General features: G+C 65.7%; 15 protein-coding genes. 8 read left to right on the top strand and 7 right to left on the bottom strand.

What is annotated here, in order from left to right; translation table 11 throughout:
- The first annotated feature begins 10 nt into the window (after positions 1-10).
- The 5 genes from glf (at position 11) to AC1DFR_RS09775 (ending at position 7,094) form a co-directional block, all read left to right on the top strand.
- A complete protein-coding gene (gene glf / locus AC1DFR_RS09795; RefSeq protein WP_223916143.1) occupies positions 11-1,198 on the top strand; it encodes a UDP-galactopyranose mutase in 1,188 nt (395 codons plus the stop codon).
- Positions 1,195-3,192 (top strand): glycosyltransferase, encoded by a 1,998-nt coding sequence (locus AC1DFR_RS09790; protein WP_476848793.1) that lies wholly within the window; start codon positions 1,195-1,197, stop codon positions 3,190-3,192. The genes glf and AC1DFR_RS09790 overlap by 4 nt, the downstream gene beginning before the upstream one ends.
- 1 nt (position 3,193) lies before the next feature.
- On the top strand, positions 3,194-4,075 hold the full coding sequence (locus AC1DFR_RS09785) for an ABC transporter permease (protein WP_476848794.1): 882 nt from the start codon (positions 3,194-3,196) through the stop codon (positions 4,073-4,075).
- Positions 4,076-4,801, top strand: a complete 726-nt coding sequence (locus AC1DFR_RS09780; protein WP_243181203.1) for an ABC transporter ATP-binding protein — start codon at positions 4,076-4,078, stop codon at positions 4,799-4,801.
- A gap of 130 nt (positions 4,802-4,931) precedes the next feature.
- Positions 4,932-7,094, top strand: coding sequence for an acyltransferase family protein (locus AC1DFR_RS09775; RefSeq protein ID WP_476873207.1), 2,163 nt, complete (start codon positions 4,932-4,934; stop codon positions 7,092-7,094).
- 10 nt (positions 7,095-7,104) lie between these two features.
- Here AC1DFR_RS09775 and AC1DFR_RS09770 read toward each other — a convergent pair whose 3' ends face one another.
- From AC1DFR_RS09770 to AC1DFR_RS09740, 7 genes are all read right to left on the bottom strand, one after another.
- The gene (locus AC1DFR_RS09770; RefSeq protein WP_476873206.1) at positions 7,105-9,093 is read right to left on the bottom strand and encodes a DUF6541 family protein; all 1,989 of its coding nucleotides are present in this window, start codon (positions 9,091-9,093) and stop codon (positions 7,105-7,107) included.
- A gap of 12 nt (positions 9,094-9,105) precedes the next feature.
- Positions 9,106-9,969, bottom strand: coding sequence for a glucose-1-phosphate thymidylyltransferase RfbA (gene rfbA / locus AC1DFR_RS09765; RefSeq protein WP_476873205.1), 864 nt, complete (start codon positions 9,967-9,969; stop codon positions 9,106-9,108).
- 74 nt (positions 9,970-10,043) lie between these two features.
- Positions 10,044-10,970: a glycosyltransferase gene (locus tag AC1DFR_RS09760; RefSeq protein WP_476873204.1), complete on the bottom strand. Its 927-nt coding sequence runs from the start codon at positions 10,968-10,970 to the stop codon at positions 10,044-10,046.
- Complete coding sequence (locus AC1DFR_RS09755) at positions 10,967-11,854, bottom strand: glycosyltransferase (protein WP_476873203.1); 888 nt, start codon at positions 11,852-11,854, stop codon at positions 10,967-10,969. Before AC1DFR_RS09755 ends, AC1DFR_RS09760 begins: the two co-directional genes overlap by 4 nt.
- Before the next feature lie 9 nt (positions 11,855-11,863).
- A complete protein-coding gene (locus AC1DFR_RS09750; protein ID WP_476873202.1) occupies positions 11,864-12,238 on the bottom strand; it encodes a DUF2304 domain-containing protein in 375 nt (124 codons plus the stop codon).
- Entirely contained in the window at positions 12,238-12,990 is a 753-nt protein-coding gene (locus tag AC1DFR_RS09745) for a glycosyltransferase family 2 protein (RefSeq protein ID WP_476848800.1), read from the bottom strand. The genes AC1DFR_RS09750 and AC1DFR_RS09745 overlap by 1 nt, the downstream gene beginning before the upstream one ends.
- Before the next feature lie 123 nt (positions 12,991-13,113).
- The gene (locus AC1DFR_RS09740; RefSeq protein WP_476873201.1) at positions 13,114-14,364 is read right to left on the bottom strand and encodes a polysaccharide biosynthesis protein; all 1,251 of its coding nucleotides are present in this window, start codon (positions 14,362-14,364) and stop codon (positions 13,114-13,116) included.
- Positions 14,365-14,461: 97 nt separating this feature from the next.
- Between AC1DFR_RS09740 and AC1DFR_RS09735 the strand changes: the two genes are divergently transcribed.
- From AC1DFR_RS09735 to AC1DFR_RS09725, 3 genes are read left to right on the top strand one after another with little or no spacing between them, the layout of a single operon-like run.
- Positions 14,462-15,217, top strand: coding sequence for a glycosyltransferase family 2 protein (locus AC1DFR_RS09735; RefSeq protein WP_476873200.1), 756 nt, complete (start codon positions 14,462-14,464; stop codon positions 15,215-15,217).
- A 31-nt stretch (positions 15,218-15,248) separates the two neighbouring features.
- Complete coding sequence (gene rfbB, locus AC1DFR_RS09730; RefSeq protein WP_243181211.1) at positions 15,249-16,247, top strand: dTDP-glucose 4,6-dehydratase; 999 nt, start codon at positions 15,249-15,251, stop codon at positions 16,245-16,247.
- A 3-nt stretch (positions 16,248-16,250) separates the two neighbouring features.
- Positions 16,251-17,660 (top strand): sugar nucleotide-binding protein, encoded by a 1,410-nt coding sequence (locus tag AC1DFR_RS09725; protein WP_476873199.1) that lies wholly within the window; start codon positions 16,251-16,253, stop codon positions 17,658-17,660.
- The last annotated feature ends 76 nt before the right edge of the window (positions 17,661-17,736 follow it).

Genomic DNA, 17,736 nt, shown 5'->3' with positions numbered 1-17,736 from the left:
AGGAGAGTTTGTGACCGCTGACCTCGTCATCGTAGGGTCGGGCTTTTTCGGCCTGACAATCGCAGAACAGGCCGCCACTGAGCTGGGCTTGAAGGTAGTCGTCATCGACCGCCGGCACCACATTGGCGGCAACGCCTACAGCGAAAAGGAAGAGCAGACCGGCATTGAGGTGCACCGCTACGGTGCCCACCTCTTCCACACGTCCAACGACCGCGTGTGGGAGTACGTAAACCGCTTCACGACGTTCACGAACTACGTCCACAAGGTCTACGGCGTGCACAAGGGCGAGGTCTACTCCCTGCCCATCAACCTGGCCACGATCAACCAGTTCTTCCGGGCCAATCTCACCCCCGGGCAGGCCCAGGAACTGATCAAGGAGCAGGCCGGCGAACTGGCCGGCACCGATCCGCAGAACCTGAACGACAAGGGCATCCAGCTGATCGGCCGCCCGCTCTACGAGGCGTTCATCAAGCACTACACCGGCAAGCAGTGGCAGACGGATCCGAAGGACCTGCCCGCGGGCATCATCTCCCGCCTTCCGGTGCGCTACAACTACGACAACCGGTACTTCAACGACAAGTACGAGGGCCTTCCGACCAACGGCTACACGGCGTGGATCGAGAAGATGGCCGAACACCCCAACATCGAGGTGCGGCTCAACACGGACTTCTTCGATGAGTCCCACGAGTACAGCAAGGGCAAGGTGGTCGGCAACATCCCGGTCGTCTACACCGGACCTGTAGACCGCTACTTCGACTACGCCGAAGGCGATCTGTCCTGGCGCACCATCGACTTCGAAGAAGAAGTGCTCGACGTCGGGGACTTCCAGGGCACGTCGGTAGTGAACTACAACGACGAAGACGTTGCGTACACCCGCATTATCGAGCCGCGCCACTTCCACCCGGAGCGCGACTACCAGACGGAGAAGACGGTCGTTATGCGCGAGTTCTCCCGTGCCGCGGAGAAGGGCGACGAGCCCTACTACCCGATCAACACGCCCACGGACCGCGATCGGCTCCTGAAGTACCGCGACCTGGCCGCGGCCGAGCAGGATGTCCTCTTCGGCGGCCGCCTCGGTACCTATAAGTACCTGGACATGCACATGGCGATCGGCTCGGCCCTGACCATGTTCGACAACAAGATCCGCCCGCACTTCGAAGGCGGCGCAAAGATTGAAAGCGGAGGAGTGGACGCATGAGCGCCGCAACCGACACCCAGGTAGATTCCGCCCAGCAGTGGGACACCCTGCAGCGGGTCATCCTGCCCAACGCCAGCCAGATGGACACGGTTCCCCTGTACATGGACATGGGTACCGCGACCGGCATCCAGCTTCCTACGGTCGGCAGCGGCGACGGCAAGAAGGCCCGGGCACAGTCCTTCAGCAGCTCCACCAAGGAAGCCCACGTTGAAGACTTCCTGTCCCGCAGCTCCACCAAGGTCCGTTCGGGGGAGCGGGTATCGTTCGGCAGCTACTTCAACGCCTTCCCGGCGAGCTACTGGCGGCGCTGGACATCGGTGGACAAGGTCCGGCTTCAGGTCCGCACCCAGGGCGCCGGATCCGTCATCGTCTACAAGTCCAACGCCCGCGGATCCCTGCAGCGCGTCGACACGCGGCGCGTCGAGGGTTCGGCGGAGAACACCTTTGAGCTGTCCCTTGCGCCCTTCGGCGACGGCGGCTGGTACTGGTTCGACCTCGTGGCGGGCTCCGAACCGCTTGTCATGGTCGACGCCGAATGGCAGGGCCCCGCTGTTGAGAGCACGCCCGGGTCTGTCACCCTGCAGATCACGACGCTGAACAAGACGGACTTCTGCCTCAACAATCTTCGGCTGCTGGCCGAGAACCCGGATGCCCTCAAGCATGTCCAGGAGATCCTGCTGGTTGACCAGGGCACGCAGAAGGTCGAGGACGCGGACGGCTTCGCCGAAGTCCGTGAATCTCTTGGCGGCAAGCTGCGGATCATCAACCAGTCGAACCTCGGCGGCTCCGGCGGCTTTGCCCGGGGCATGTTCGAGGCCGTCGAAAACGGCAGTGACTACGTCCTGCTCATGGACGACGACATCGTGGTTGAGCCTGAAAGCATCATCCGCCTGCTCACGTTCGCGGACCGCTGCAAGACGCCGACGATCGTCGGCGGCCACATGTTCGACCTCTACAACCGGACGGTTCTCCACACGTTCGGCGAGGTGGTCAACCCCTACCGCTTCCAGCCGTCATTGCCGAGCGAGGACATGGTCCTTGGACATGATTTCCTGTCCTCGAACCTGCGCCAGACCTCCTGGCTGCATCGCCGCTGCGATGTGGACTACAACGGCTGGTGGATGTGTCTGATCCCGACTTCGGTTATCCGGGAAATCGGCCTCTCGCTTCCGCTCTTCATCAAGTGGGACGACTCGGAATACGGGCTGCGCGCCAAGGCGCACGGCTTCCCCACAGTTTCCCTGCCGGGTTCGGCCGTATGGCATGTGTCATGGATCGACAAAGACGACCTCGTGGGCTGGCAGGCCTACTTCCACGCCCGCAACCGGATCGTGGCGGCGCTGCTCCACAGCCCCTACGAGCACGGCGGCCGCGTGGTGCGCGAATCGCAGTATGCGGACATCAAGCACCTCGTGTCGATGCAGTATGCGACCGCGCACGGCCGTGGCTGGGCGCTTGAGGATGTTCTCAAGGGCCCGACCGACCTGCCGGACCTGCTGCCCTCGAAGCTGCCCGAGATCCGGAAGATGATGGCCGGCTACTCGGACTCGATTTTCCAGGCCGACGCGGACGATTTCCCGACGCCGAAGATGGACAAGCCGCCGCGCCGCGGGCACGGCGTGTCGCAGCCGTCCAGGGTCACCCTCCTTCCCTGGGCTGCCAAGACGGTCGCACGCCAGTTGTTCCGCCCGGTCACCAAGACGAGTGCGGAACGTCCGCAGACCAACATTGCGCACCAGGACAACCGCTGGTGGCGGATCGCGCAGTTCGACAGCGCCATCGTCTCCAACGCTGAAGGAACCGGCGCTTCCTGGTACAAGCGGGACCCCAAGCGCGTGCGGGAAATGCTCACCGAGAGCAGCCGCCTGCACGCTGCCCTGCTCAAGGACTGGCAGTCGCTGAGCAAGCAGTACAAGGCGGCGATGCCGGAACTTACGTCCCTGGATTCCTGGAAGAAAATCTTCGAAGAACACACCCAGAGCGAAGTGAAATAGCGTGACAACCACGATTTCCGGGGAATTGACCCGCCCGGGTCTCGGTGGTGGATTTCGGGATCTTCGCCAGTCCAGTTTTCTGCTGAAACTGCTGGTCCGCAAGGAACTGAAAGTCCGCTACCGCGGCTCCGTTCTGGGTCTCCTTTGGTCCTATGTGAAGCCCGCTGTGCAGTTTCTCGTGTTCTATGTGGCCTTGGGCGTCTTCCTGGGCCTGGAACGCAGTGCACGGAACCCGGACGGCCTCTCGAACTATGCCGTGTATCTCTTCTCCGGAATCGTGCTGATCAACTTCTTCTCCGAAGCCCTCGGGAACTCCGCGCGATCGATCGTGAACAACGGCAACCTGATTAAGAAGATCTATCTTCCCCGGGAGCTGTTTCCGGTGGCGTCGGTCTGGGTATCGGCCGTGCATTTCTTCCCCCAACTCGTTGTCCTGGTAATCGGATGCGTCGTCGCCGGGTGGCACCCGGACGCGTTCCAGCTCCTGGCGGCGGTAGGCGGATTCGCCATTGTGGGCTTCCTGGCCACCGGGCTCGGGCTGTTGTTCGGGGCCGCCAACGTGTATTTCCGTGATTCGGAAAACCTCGTTGACATGCTCCTGATGGTGGCGACCTGGGCATCGCCCGTCATGTACTCCTGGACCATGGTGGAATCAAAGCTGGGACCCGGGCTCTTCGCCCTCTACCAGGCAAACCCCATCACGGTCGGCGTCGAGTTGTTCCACTATGCCTTCTGGTACCCCACAACTGACGGTTCTGCCGCGATGCCGCCGAACCTGTTCAGCCTGTGGCTGCCGGTCGGCATGATCATTTCGCTGGTGGTCCTGGCACTGGGACAGCTAACTTTTCGGCGGCTTGAAGGCCGTTTTGCCCAGGAGCTCTAGATGGCAAACGCGATTGAAGTTTCCAATGTCAGCAAGGAGTTCGTGCTCCGCCACACGCGTTCCATCAAAGAGGCGGTTGTCTGGCTCGTGAAGGGCCGCAAGGGGGATCTTTCCAAGAAGTTCCACGCCCTGAAGGACGTCTCCCTGATGGTGGAAACGGGGGAGACCGTGGCGCTGCTCGGCCTCAACGGCTCCGGCAAGTCCACGCTGCTCAAGCACATCTCCGGCGTGATGCTCCCGGATTCCGGCAGTGTCTATACACGCGGCCGCGTGGCCGGGCTGATCGAGGTCGGGGCGGGTTTCCATCCTGACCTGTCCGGCCGCGACAACGTTTACCTCAATGGAGCGATCCTGGGGATGACAGAAAAGCAAATCAACGAACGCTTCGACGCGATCATCGAATTCTCCGAGATCGGCGAATTCATCGACACGGAAGTCAAGTTCTATTCGTCCGGCATGTACCTGCGCCTGGCGTTTTCCGTGGCAGTCCACACCGACCCCGAGGTCTTCCTGATCGACGAAATCCTCGCCGTCGGAGATGAGCCGTTCCAGCGCAAGTGCATAGCCAAGATTCAGGAACTGGCCCAGCAGGGCAAGACTCTGGTGGTTGTCAGCCACGACCTTGACCTGGTGTCGCGGATCTGTTCCCGGGGTGTCTATCTCGAGCATGGCAACGTATTATTCGACGGACCTATTCATGAGGCCGTTGCCCGCCTCCGGGCCTAGGCAGTGCCGCAGCCGGTAACAGCAGCGCATCTGTTGGGACCATGTCCACTGGACATGGTCCCAACAGGTTCCAGGCAAGCGCACACAGCGCAAAATACCGATGACGTTGTTTGAAAACCGAAAGAGAACTGTGACCTCTGTGCCGTCGGCGGCTGTCCTGACCCAGCCCCAGGGCTCCCCCGAGCGGGCCAGGGCCGCCAGCAACACGGGCACTTCCAGGGCGGGAAGGAACGGCCGGCGACTGGACATCCAGGGGCTGCGCACCCTGGCCGTGGGCATGGTGATCATCTATCACGTCTGGCCCGGCATTCTCCCCGGCGGTTTTGTCGGGGTCGACGTCTTTTTCGTCATCTCCGGCTTCCTGATCGTGGGATCGCTCGTCCAGGAACTGGCGCGTACCGGACACATCCGGCTCTCTACCTTCTACGCGAAACGGATCAGGCGCCTGCTGCCGGCTGCCACCACGGTTCTGCTGGCGACCATGCTGGGCGCCGTGGTCCTGCTGCCGCAGAACCGCTGGCAATCCATTTCCCTGGACGTCATCATGTCCGCCCTGCAAGTGCAGAACTGGAACCAGGCCTTCAGCGTGGACAGTTACGCCGCGGCGACCGCCCTGGTGTCCCCGGTGCAGCACTTCTGGTCCCTGGCCGTGGAAGAGCAGTTCTACCTGATCATTCCCGTCATCCTGCTGGCGGGAGTGGCCGTCACCGTGAAACGGCGCCTCCGGATCGAAACCGTCTCCTTATGGATCCTGGCGGTGGTGTCACTGGCGTCGTTCGTCCACAGCGTCGCCTTCTCGTCCTCCCAGCACGACATCGCCTACTTTGCGACCACCACGCGGATCTGGGAGCTGGGCGCCGGGGGCATCGGCGCCCTGCTGATTCCCAAATTGCGCCTGGGCCCGGTGCGGGCCTGGCTTTCGGGCTGGATCGGCCTGGGCGTGATCGTCTATTCCGCGATGGCACTCTCCGTTGCGATGGACTTCCCGGGCAGCATCGCCCTCCTGCCCGTCGCGGGGACATTGCTGCTGCTCACCGCGGGTTCGCCGGCGGCCGAACCGGCCACTCCGGGCAGCCCTGCCGGTTACTCGGCAAGCCGGGTCCTCAGCCTGCGGCCAGTGACCTACATCGGCGATCTCTCATATTCCCTCTACCTGTGGCATTGGCCCGTCGTCGTGATCTACGTCTTCCACCTCGGGCGGGCTCCGGGCGTCATCCAGGGAACCGCCATGGTGGCCATCAGCCTGGCCCTGGCGGCCGCCTCCTACCACCTCGTCGAGCAGAAGTTCCGGCACGGAACCCCAGCCGCCCAAGGATCGACGCCCGGACGGTGGGGATTGCTGCGCCGGAATGCCTTCGTCCTGGCAGCAGGACTGATCGTGGCGTCGACGGTGGCAGCGGCGGTGCCGTGGGGCGTCGTGGAAGCCAAGTCGCAGCAGCTGAACGCGGCCATGAACCTGCGCGACTATCCCGGCGCCACGGCATTTGATCCCGTCCGGCCCGCCGCCGTCCCCGACGACGTGCCCGTCCGGCCCGATCCCGCCGTCGCCATGAAGGATGTGCCACTGACCTGGACGGAGACGTGCGGGAAGTTCAACCCGGCCGTCACCGGGGTTGACCAATGCGTTTTCGGCGCGCCGGAGGCCACCCAGACGGTGGTCGTCGTCGGGGACTCACACGCCGCGCAGTACGTGGACCCGCTCGTGATTGCCGGCGCAGACGGGGGCTGGAAGGTGCAGGCCATGGTCCGGAACGGATGCCCCTTCACGGCAGCGCCGGCCGCCAATGGCACCACGGTGTACCGCAGTTGCTCCGAACAGAACAAGGCCACATTGCAGCGCATCCTGACGCTGCGTCCACAGTTGGTGGTGGTATCGGGAATGGCGCCGGCCGGCTACCGCGAAGCCCTCAACTGGACGTGGGGCAGCCCGGAAGAACTCGTCAACGGCTATGTCCAGCTCCTGAAGCCGCTCCGGGAAGCCGGGATCCGCGTGGCCGTCGTGCCCGACACGCCGTATCCGGAATTTTCGGCACCGGACTGCGTCCAGGCCAATGGACCAGGCTCGCCCGCGTGCCAGTTCAGCGCATCCGACGCCGGCACCGCCGCAGACCCCCTGCAGCTGGCCGGAGCACGCGTGGCCGGCGTCGAGGTTCTGGATATGTCCGCCTATTTTTGCCGGCAGGGGATCTGCCCGGCCGTGATCGGCAACGTGCTCGTGTACCGGGACAACCACATGACCAACACCTTTGCCAAGACGCTGGCACCGGCACTGGCCCGGCAACTCAGTTTCTAGGCAGCGGGGTTCAGTTCCCGCAGGCCGTGACCTTGTAGAGCTTCGCCTCGCCCTGGCTGTCAATGAGCTGCACGCCGGGGTTCGCTGCGAGATTCCGCAGCCCGGCGGGAGTGTGGTCTCCGCCGTGGACTTCGACCGGGCCGAAGTCCAGGATGTAGTAGGCATTCGCCGCCCGGACTGCCTGGCACACGCTGGCGTCCGTCGTCACGTTGCCCATCGAATCGTAGATCCGCTGAACATCCGGGGAGACGTAGCTCATGACATGCAGCTGGGCGGACTTGCGCTCGCCCAGCGCGTAGGACAGCGCCGCGCCGGTGTAGGGGTTGTCGATCAACAGGGCATTTTCGGGAACAGTCTGGGGCAGGCGCTTCATGAGCTGGAGCTCGTCGGTGGAGACCAGCGGGGAATCGGCGGCGAGCCTGTAGTTTCTCGAGCCCTGTTCGACCTCCAGCTCCAGGCCGCCCTGTTGTCCCAGGGCGGTGGCGGCCAGCACGACGACGGTGACGGCCACGGTCCGGTAGGCCACGGTTCCGGCGCGCCCCCAGCGCGGAGAGCCGTCCAGAGCCAGCTCGAGGGCCTTGGACCGGCCGCGCATCGCCAGGATGCGGCGCCCTGCCCAGTCAACGCCGACGGCGACCAGCAGCACCGCGACCAGCGGCAGCAAGGCGGCAATCCGGTAGCTGTCGTTGTACCAGACGCCGGTCAGGAAGTCCCGGGTGTCTGACTTGGTAAAACCGGAGACCACAACGAACAGGTAGGTGAACAGTGCGAAGACGGCGGCTATCCACACCCGCTGCCAGCGGTCCTGGAAGCACGCCCAGAGGCCGAGGAATACCAGCGGGGCCACGAGCCAGGCCAGTGCCAGGCCATCGGGGGAGATGGTGACGGCTTCGCCAATGGCCTTCGGAATGCTCTGGTACGGGCCCCAGAACGAAGCCTCCAAGGGCGGGCGCAGATTGGTCCACAGCAGGTCGAAGGCGACGGCGTACCCGGCGACCGGCAACGCCAGCCTCAAGACGTACGAGCGGGCGCGGGCCTGCTTCCGACGAAGGGCAGCCGCAGAGCGCCACACCAGCGTCACCACCATGGGCAGTGTCCACGTCAGCCAGGCCATGAACGTCGTGGGATGGGCGACAATCAGGCCGGTGAGCGCCAGCAGCAGGGCAAGTATCGAGGCGAGATCGCGGCGGACAAGTCCGGGCGTCAACCCGGCACACGCCGCCGCCAGGGCGACGCTGGAGGGCAACACGCTAATGGCCAGCAGGTTGGGATACAGGACCCCAAAGTCCATCATGAGCAGCGGGAAGGCACCCAGCGACGCCGCCGCAATGCCTGCGGCGACCAGCGCGGCCGGGCGTCCCCCCACCACGGAACGCGCCAACAGAAGACATCCCAACGGCCAGAACACGGCCGCAAGGACGATGCTGGTGATATTGACGGCGAGCGGGACGCTCGCGCCCGTTGCCATGGCGACGAGGGTGGCTACAGCGTTCCAGCCGGCCGGGTAGGCGCCGCCGCCGGTCATCGCACCCAGGGTCAACGACGACGCCTGGCCGGTATCCAGGGCAAACCTGACCGAATTCAGGTGGAAGACGGCGTCATACGTCTGGGAAATGGCCTGCGGGCTGCCGATGAGATGGACGGTGTGGACGGCGAGGAGCCCGCCGGCGATGACGGCTCCGGCCAGCGCCGCGAGGTCGCCGCGGACGTCCGGCACCCTCAACGGATTCAGGCCGGTTGCGGCCGGGCCGGAGGGACGGAACCGCGCCGCCCACAAACCGAGCAGGGACAGAGCCGCCGCCACCACTGCCACGGGGAGCAGCCCGAACCTCACCTTCAGGAACGGGGCCAACGTGGACGTGATGACCACAACACCCACGGTCAACGCGGGGGCAAGCGCCAAGGCGCTGAATCCCCTGAATCGCAGGGCAACGGAGATGATCAGCCCGGGCAGGACCAGGACAGCGCAGGCGATCAGGACCTGCGGTAAGACAGACATCCACATGAAGGATTACGGCTCCAGGAGTCCGAGGAGGTAGGCACCGTACCCGCTCTTGACCAGCGGCTCGGCGCGCTGGCGGAGTTCATCGTCGTTCAGGAAGCCCTGGCGCCAGGCGATCTCCTCCGGGGCGCCGATCTTCAGGCCCTGACGGTTCTCGACCGTCCGGATGAAGTTCGACGCGTCGTTGAGGTCATCGAAGGTTCCGGTGTCCAGCCAGGCCGTGCCGCGGGGCAGGATTTCGACGCGGAGCTTGCCCATCTCGAGGTAGGTCCGGTTGACGTCGGTGATTTCCAGCTCGCCGCGGGGCGAGGGCTTCAGGTCCTTGGCGATCCCGACGACGTCGTTGTCGTAGAAGTACAGTCCGGGCACGGCGTAGTGGGACTTGGGCCGCTCCGGCTTTTCCTCCAGCGAGACGGCCTGGCCGGCGTCATCGAACTCCACGACACCGTAGGCCTTGGGGTTCTTGACCCAGTAGCCGAAAACAGCACCGCCGTCGATGTCTTCATGCTTGCGCAGCTGGGTTCCCATCCCCTGGCCGTAGAAGATGTTGTCACCCAGCACCAGGGCAACAGTCTGGTTGCCGATGTGCTCTTCGCCGAGGATGAAGGCCTGGGCCAGTCCGTCGGGGGAGGCCTGCTGTACATAGCTGAGGTTGATGCCGAACTGCGAACCGTCGCCGAGGAGGCGCTTGAACTGCTCGGCGTCATGCGGGGTGGTGATGATCAGGATGTCCCGGATGCCGGCCAGGATCAGCGTCGACAGTGGGTAGTAAATCATCGGCTTGTCGTATACCGGGACGAGCTGCTTGCTGATGCCGTGGGTGATGGGATGGAGACGAGAGCCGGTCCCGCCGGCAAGAATTATTCCGCGCATGGTATACATCCTCTCCTACGGGTCTGCACTCGGCCAAACCCGTGAGGCCCTGCTGGCCCGCGTGCCCGGTGGTGTCAGGCCGAATGACGGCGCCCGGTGCGACCGCGGAGGCCGTCGGCCGTGCCGCGGAGTGCCGAGCCGAGCCGGGCGGTGCGGCCGGGCGCCAACAGGGTCACGATCAGCAGGTGCCGCAGATCGCCCCACATCCCGCCGGCCACCCAGGCGGGATACCGGACCGCATACCGGCGGCCCGTGACCAGGCGGTTCCTGAAGATGTAGTAGTAGCGCCAGGTCGCGGCGGTGCGCACCTGCAGCGGGCGGCCGCCCGCCGGGACGGGCCGGCCAAACACCTTGGCCTCCACCATCGTTCCCAGTGAGTGGTCGAACTCCGCCGCCGCTAGGACGGTGGGCAGGCCCGCGGCGAGTGCGCGGTAATAGTACTCGGTGTCGACCAGGTCGATGAAGAGCTCTTCCCAGAACCCGCCAAGGACGTCGAGCGTGCCGGCCGGGATCAGGAGGCCCGACTGGATCGGCTCCCGGCCCAGGGCGACGCCGTTCCGGGTCCCGGCGCGCAGCACCGGGTTTCCGTGGATTCTGATTGGGGAGATGAGGCCGGGCTCGACGCCGGCGCCCCGGGCGTCCGCGGCGGCACGGCGCAGCGCCTGCACATAACCCGCGGGCAGCAGGGAGTCCTGGTCCACGGTCAGGATGTAGTCCGGGTTGCCGTGCCGGCGTGCCGTGCGGATGCCGGCGTTTAAGGCGGCGCCGATGCCGGCGTTCTCCGGGAGGCGCACGACTTCGGCGCCGGCCGCGGCCAGCGCGGCGAAGACCGGCTCGAAGCCGGGACCGCCGCCGTCGTCAACCACCACGACGGCGTCCACCTGCTCCCGCAGCGATTCGACATTGCCGATCAGCGCCGCCGTCGGCCGGAACGCGGTGACGACGCCGGTGACGCCGGTGGCAGGGACGGGGGACTCGCCGGTCACGTGGGGGTCGCTCACTTTCCGAAGGAATGCCGCAGGAGGATGCCGAGCGTCCCGGAGGCACTTTGCCGGAGCGTGCCGGCGAGGATCAGGAGTGCGTGCGCACGGGACGTGAGCCGCAGCCGGGCGGCGCGGGCCGCCTTGCGCCAGCCCTTTGCCGTGCACAGCGCCGCGGCCAGGTCGAAGAAGTCGCGCTCACCGACGAAGCGGGACCCGTCGACGAGTTTCGCGGACGACGCGCTGTGAGTGTGCCGGCGGTATTCGAAGCAGATATCCGGGACGATCAGCAGCTCTGCCCCGCCAAGCACCATGTCCATGACGAGGGCGAGATCCTGGATGACGGGGAATCCGTCACGGAAGTCGTAGTCCCGGATCCGGTCGAGGCGGAAGGCCAGGGACGGCCAGTAGAGCCAGTCGCCGTGCAGGAGGCTGACCGCCAGCCGCTCGCCGCCCACGAGCCGGGACCCGGTGCCGCGCGGTTTGACCAGCCGCTGCTTGACGATGTCCGCCAGGGGAACGGAGGGTTTGCCGTCCTCGTCGATGATCTGGACGCCGGGCTGGATAATCCAGGCGTCGGGGAATTCGGCGTGGGCGCGGAGCACGACGTCCACGAAGTTCGGCAGCAGAAGGTCGTCGCATCCCATGACCACCAGGACGTCCTGGCTGGCCAGCGAGACGCAGCTCCTGAAGTTCTCGGTGATGCCCTCGTTCTTATCCTTGCGGATATACGTGATCCGGGGATCGTCCGCGGCCTCGACGTAGCGTCTGACGTCGTCGCCCGGGTAAGCGTCGTCAACCACCGTCAGGCGCCAGTCCGGGCTGGTCTGGGCCAGGACGCTGTCGACGGCCAGTTTCATGTAGTTAACGTCGCCCCAGTAGGGGATAAAGATGTCCAGTGCCACCGGGGCCTCCTACTTCGTCGTCGGCGTCGCCGGAGCGTCGCCGTCCCGGGAGGACATGTCCTCGACCATGGTCCGGAGGATGGCCACTTCCTCCGCGAGGGTGCGGGTCTCGTCCTCGACCACGGACAGCTCCCAGGACAAGTGCAGGCAGACACCGAGCAGCAGCAGGATGCTGATGATGAACAGCAGATTGGACGGCAGCTGGACGCCGACGTGTTCGGCCACGATCGTCAGCAGGCTCGGAAACGCGGCCAGAACCAGCGTGCCGATGCCCACGAAGAGCCAGAGGGCTGCGTATTTCTCGCGAAGCTTCTTCCGGCGGAGCATCTCGAAGACGACGCCGACGATCGCCAGGGCAAGGAAAAAGGCGGGCCAGTTGCCCATTAGACGGCTCCTTTGGCGGCCAGCGCGGGGTCGGAAATGGTGGACCGCTTGCGGGTCAGCGCGAACATGAGGGCGAAGACGGACCGGCCGAGGTAGACGGCGGACTTGACGGGGTTGTGGCTGGGAGTCCCCCCTTGGCGCGGGCGCATTTCCACCGGGACCTGGGTGACCCGGCAGCCGGAGCGGATCGCCACCACCAGGGAGTCGATGGTGTCACCCAGATACTCCGCAGGGTAGTGGTCCAGGTACTGGTTGATGGCGCGCCCGTTCGCGGCCCGGAAGCCGCTGGTCACGTCCGTGAGCCGGGTCTTGGCCAGTCCTGAGATGACCTTGGCGAGGAGCTGCATGGCCCACTTGCGGGGCCCGCTGACCGAATAGTCGCCGCGGTCGGCAAAGCGGGCACCGATGGAGATGTCCGCGTGCTCCAGGCCGGCCAGGACCTCGTGGATATTGCGGGGATCGTGCTGTCCGTCGGCGTCCACCTGGATCACGCGCTGGTAACCGAGGCGCTGGGCGTACTTGAAACCGGCCCTCATGGCACCGCCGACGCCCAGGTTGAACGGCAGCGTCAGGACGGTGGCGCCAGCGTCTTTCGCGACCGTCGCGGTGGCATCCGCAGAGCCATCATTGACCACCAGGACATCGTAGGGCCGGCCGACGCTGAGCACTTCCCGGACGGTATTCCCCACGGACTCGGCTTCGTTCCACGCCGGCATTATGACCAGCACACGGGTCGAGTCAAGAATTTTCATAGTTCTCCAATATATCAACGGCCCGGAGGCGGCTGACGGAGTGGGCGGCATCCGGCTCGGGATTCGTGATCACCCGGGGGAATGCAGCGTTGACGGCGGCGACCGGCCGCGGGCATCCGGCGATCACGCTGCTGATCCTACCTTCCGGCCCCGGCCGCGGGCGCCCGCTGGCAGGATCCGGAGGGAAGGGCGCAGCAGGCCCAGGAACAGGAGGGCCTCGCTCACTGCCATGCCCAGGGCGATGCCGGGAACGTTGGCCGCCAGCCCGGCCGCCACCATGAGCAGCACGCCGACGACGGCGGAAACCGCGGTCCACATCAGCACCGACTTCTGGCGCTGGGCGGGGATCAGCACATTCCGGATCAGGGGCGTCGATGAGGAGATGAAGAAGAAGGACACCCCGTAGAACAGGCAGGTCAGGGTGTCCGCGCGGACAGCTTCGCCGAACATCACGCCGGAGACCCACGGGCCGAACAGTGTGAGGAAGATCCCGCCCGCGAGCCCCAGGGCCGCGTGGGAGGCCATGGCCGCGAAGTGGCGGCGGCGCGGGTCCGCGGCATCGTGCTCCAGGGTCCAGCCCTGGAACGTGTTGCCGAGCGCCACGATCGTGAAGAGCCCCAGGCGGTAGATGGCGTCCGCCGAGGCGAAACCGGCCGTGGCAGCGGCCGACGGCACCGTCGCGGTGGCGATCGGAACCGGGGACGAGCCGTAGGCGCTTCCCGTGAAGTTGATGCCGGCCGTGCCCGCGGTGGGCAGGATCTCCCGCACGACGTTCCGCGGGTTCCGGGGCAGCCAGGTCCGGGGTTCGCCGAACCGGCGGTGGAATGCGATCAATGCCACGAGCGTCGTAAGGGCCGAGACCAGCCCGTAGGTCCAGACTTGTCCGGTGAGCAGGATGACCGGGGCGCTGATGATGGCCGCGAAGAAGCGGGGGAGGGTGTCGTAGACGGCGAGGATCCGGGGCTGGCCGGTGCCGATGCCGTACCACGCGGGTGAGAAACCGGTTAGCGCCGTGGCCCAGGCCATGGTGATGGCATCGAGGCGGAAACCCTCCCGGGCCACGAGCGCGACGATCACGCTCATGACGGGCAGCACGACGACCGCGAGCAGGATCCGCGAACGGACGCTCCTGGAATAAAGTGCCGCCCGCAGCGGGAAGGCGCCGGCCCGGGCAATCTCGACCGGGCCGGAGATGTTCCAGCTCCAGAGAATGATGGTCGACGCAAAGATGCCAATGGCCTGGCCGGAGGTGATGCTGGACCAGCCGGCGGCCCCCACGACGCGCGAAACGACCGGGAGGAGCAGGAACGGCAGGACCAGCGCCAGCAGCGGCAACAGGGTGAAGCCTGCAAGCCTGAACAGAACGGGTCTCATGCGGTACGGTCCTCGTGCTGGGGGGGGCTTGACCTAACGATGATACGCGATTGCCCCGCTCCGGCCCCTGGCCCGGGAGTCGCCTAGAGTGGTTCGCATGAACGACGAGAATGGCCCCGGCGTGCCGAAGATCAGGGCCAGCGTGTGCATGGCCACCTACAAGGGTGCGGCCTTTGTCCGGGAGCAGATAGCGTCCATCCTCGCCGAGTTGGGTCCCGACGACGAGCTCGTCGTGGTCGATGATGCGTCCCCCGACGAGACTGCCGCGATCGTGGAGGGGATCGATGATCCGCGGATCCGCCTCGTCCGCTCGCCTGTCAACCGGGGGTACGTGCGCAGCTTCGAGGAAGCGATCCGGCTGAGCCGGGGGGAGTACGTGTTCCTGTCCGACCAGGACGATGTCTGGATTCCGGGCCGGCTGGAGCTGATGCTCGCTGCCTTGTCCGGTTCTATGGTGGTCGCCAGCAATTTCGACATGCTGGGCGGCGGGAGCCGGCCCTGGATTCCGCGGCTGAAGTCCGTGGACTCGCGGCGGCACGTGGCAAACTTGTTCGCCATCCTGATCGGGTACCGGGCGTACTACGGCTGCGGCATGGCCTTCCGCCGGGAGGCTGACCGCTACTTCACCCCGATTCCCGCTTACGTCCGGGAATCACACGATCTCTGGCTGGCCATCTGCGGCAATGTCGCCGGATCGATAACCCACCTTGACGAGTCGACCATTTACCGCCGGATCCACGAATCGAACCAGACGCCTGCCGGCCTGCGGTCGCTGCCCAAGATCGTCGTGGCCCGCGTGATGCTGGTCCGGCTTATGGTCGAAGCCCTCCGGAGGACCCGCCGGCGGGTCTGAGCCGGCGACGGCCTTTCGGTAAGCTGGCCTCATGCAGAAACTTCTCGTCACCGGCGGCGCCGGCTTCATCGGCTCCAATTTCGTCCACTACGTACTGGAGAACACCGACCACCACGTCACGGTCCTCGACAAGCTCACCTACGCGGGCAATGTGGAGTCGCTGGCGGGCCTGCCTGCAGACCGGTTCACGCTGGTGCAGGGCGACATCTGCGACGCCGCCGTGGTGGAGCGCCTGGTTGCCGGGTCCGACGTCGTGGTGCACTACGCCGCGGAATCCCACAACGACAACTCGCTGCACGATCCGCGCCCGTTCCTGGACACCAACATCATCGGGACCTACACCCTGATCGAGGCCGCGCGGAAGCACAACAAGCGCTTCCACCACATTTCCACCGACGAGGTCTACGGCGATCTCGAGCTCGATGACCCGGAGCGGTTCACCGAGAGCACGCCCTACAACCCCTCCAGCCCGTATTCCTCCACCAAAGCGGGCTCGGATCTGCTGGTCCGCGCCTGGGTGCGGTCCTTCGGCCTGCAGGCAACCATCAGCAACTGCTCCAACAACTACGGTCCGTACCAGCATGTGGAGAAGTTCATCCCGCGCCAGATCACCAACGTGATCGACGGCATCCGTCCCAAGCTGTACGGCAAGGGCGAGAACGTCCGTGACTGGATCCACGCCAACGACCACTCGTCCGCCGTCCTGGCGATCATCGCCGGGGGCCGGATCGGGGAGACCTACCTGATCGGCGCCGACGGCGAGAAGAACAACAAGGACGTCGTCGAACTGATCCTCAAGCACATGGGCCAGGCGCCGGACGCGTACGAGCACGTGGTGGACCGGCCCGGCCACGACATGCGGTACGCCATCGACTCCTCCAAGCTGCGCGAGGAACTCGGCTGGAAGCCGCAGTTCTCCAACTTCGAGGCCGGCATCGAAGACACCATCGCCTGGTACCGGAACAACGAGGACTGGTGGCGGCCCCAGAAGGCCGCCACGGAAGCGAAGTACAAGGAACAAGGCCAGTAGATTATGTCGATCGAGTTCTCGAAAAAGCTCACAGCGCACGAAACCCCGATCCCCGGCGTCGTCCTCTACGACCTTCCGGTCCACGGTGACAACCGGGGCTGGTTCAAGGAGAACTGGCAGCGGGAAAAGATGGTGGCGCTTGGCCTGCCCGACTTCCGTCCGGTGCAGAACAACATCTCGTTCAACGAATCCGCCGGCACTACCCGCGGCATCCATGCCGAGCCGTGGGACAAGTTCATCTCCGTGGCCACCGGCAGGATTTTCGGCGCCTGGGTGGACCTGCGCGAAGGCCCGACCTTCGGCGCCGTGTTCACCGCCGAGATGGACCCCAGCCAGGCCATCTTCATTCCCCGCGGGGTCGGGAACGCCTTCCAGACGCTGGAGGACAACACCGCCTACACCTACCTCGTCAACGACCACTGGTCCGCCGACGCCCAGGGCCAGTACACGTTCCTGAACCTCGCCGACGAGACCGCGGCCATCAGCTGGCCGGTGCCGCTGGGCCAGGCCGAGCTTTCGGACAAGGACAAGGCGCACCCGCGCCTGGCGGACGTCACGCCGATGCCGCCGAAGAAGGTCCTCGTGGTCGGCGCCAACGGCCAGCTCGGCAAGGCGCTGCGCCGGCAGTACGACGGCGACCCGTCCGTTGAGTTTGCCGGCCGGGACGATTTTGACCTCGGCAGCGAGGACGCCTTCGCCGGACGGAACTGGAAGAACTACTCCACGATCATCAACGCCGCGGCCTACACCGCCGTGGATGCCGCCGAGTCGGCCGAGGGCCGCGCGGCCGCCTGGGCAGTCAACGTCACGGCCGTGGCGCGCCTGGCCCGCACCGCCGTCGAACACGACCTCACCCTGGTGCACGTGTCCTCGGACTATGTCTTCGACGGCACGCGCGCCACGCACGACGAATCGGAGCCGGTGGCGCCGCTGGGCGTCTACGGCCAGACCAAAGCCGCGGGCGACGCCGTCGTCAGTGTGGTGCCCCGGCACTACATTGTGCGCACCAGCTGGGTGATCGGTGAGGGCAACAACTTTGTCCGCACCATGGCCTCGCTGGCCGAGCGCGGCATCGAACCGTCGGTGGTCGATGACCAGATCGGGCGGCTGAGCTTCACCGAAGACATCGCCGCCGGCATCCGGCACCTGCTGGAATCGGGCGCCGGGTACGGTGTCTACAACCTCAGCAACGACGGCGAGCAGCAGTCCTGGGCGGATATCGCCGCGGACGTCTACGAACTCTCCGGCAAGCCGCGGGAGGCCGTGACCGGTGTGAGCACCGAGGAGTACTTCAAGGGCAAGGCCGTCTCGCCGCGGCCGCTGAACAGCGCCCTGAACCTGGACAAGATCAAGGCGACCGGGTTCACCGTTCCTTCCGCGGCGGAGCGGCTGAGCGACTACCTCGGTTCCTGATTTAACGGTCTTCAACGGTCAGCCCCAGGCACCACAACGCAGACCGGCCCCCGCATGTGCGGGGGCCGGTCTGCGT

This window comes from Arthrobacter sp. 05T410 (genome assembly GCF_056396505.1).
Note: the sequence above shows the minus strand (reverse complement) of the source record. Positions and strands in the feature narration are given on the sequence as shown.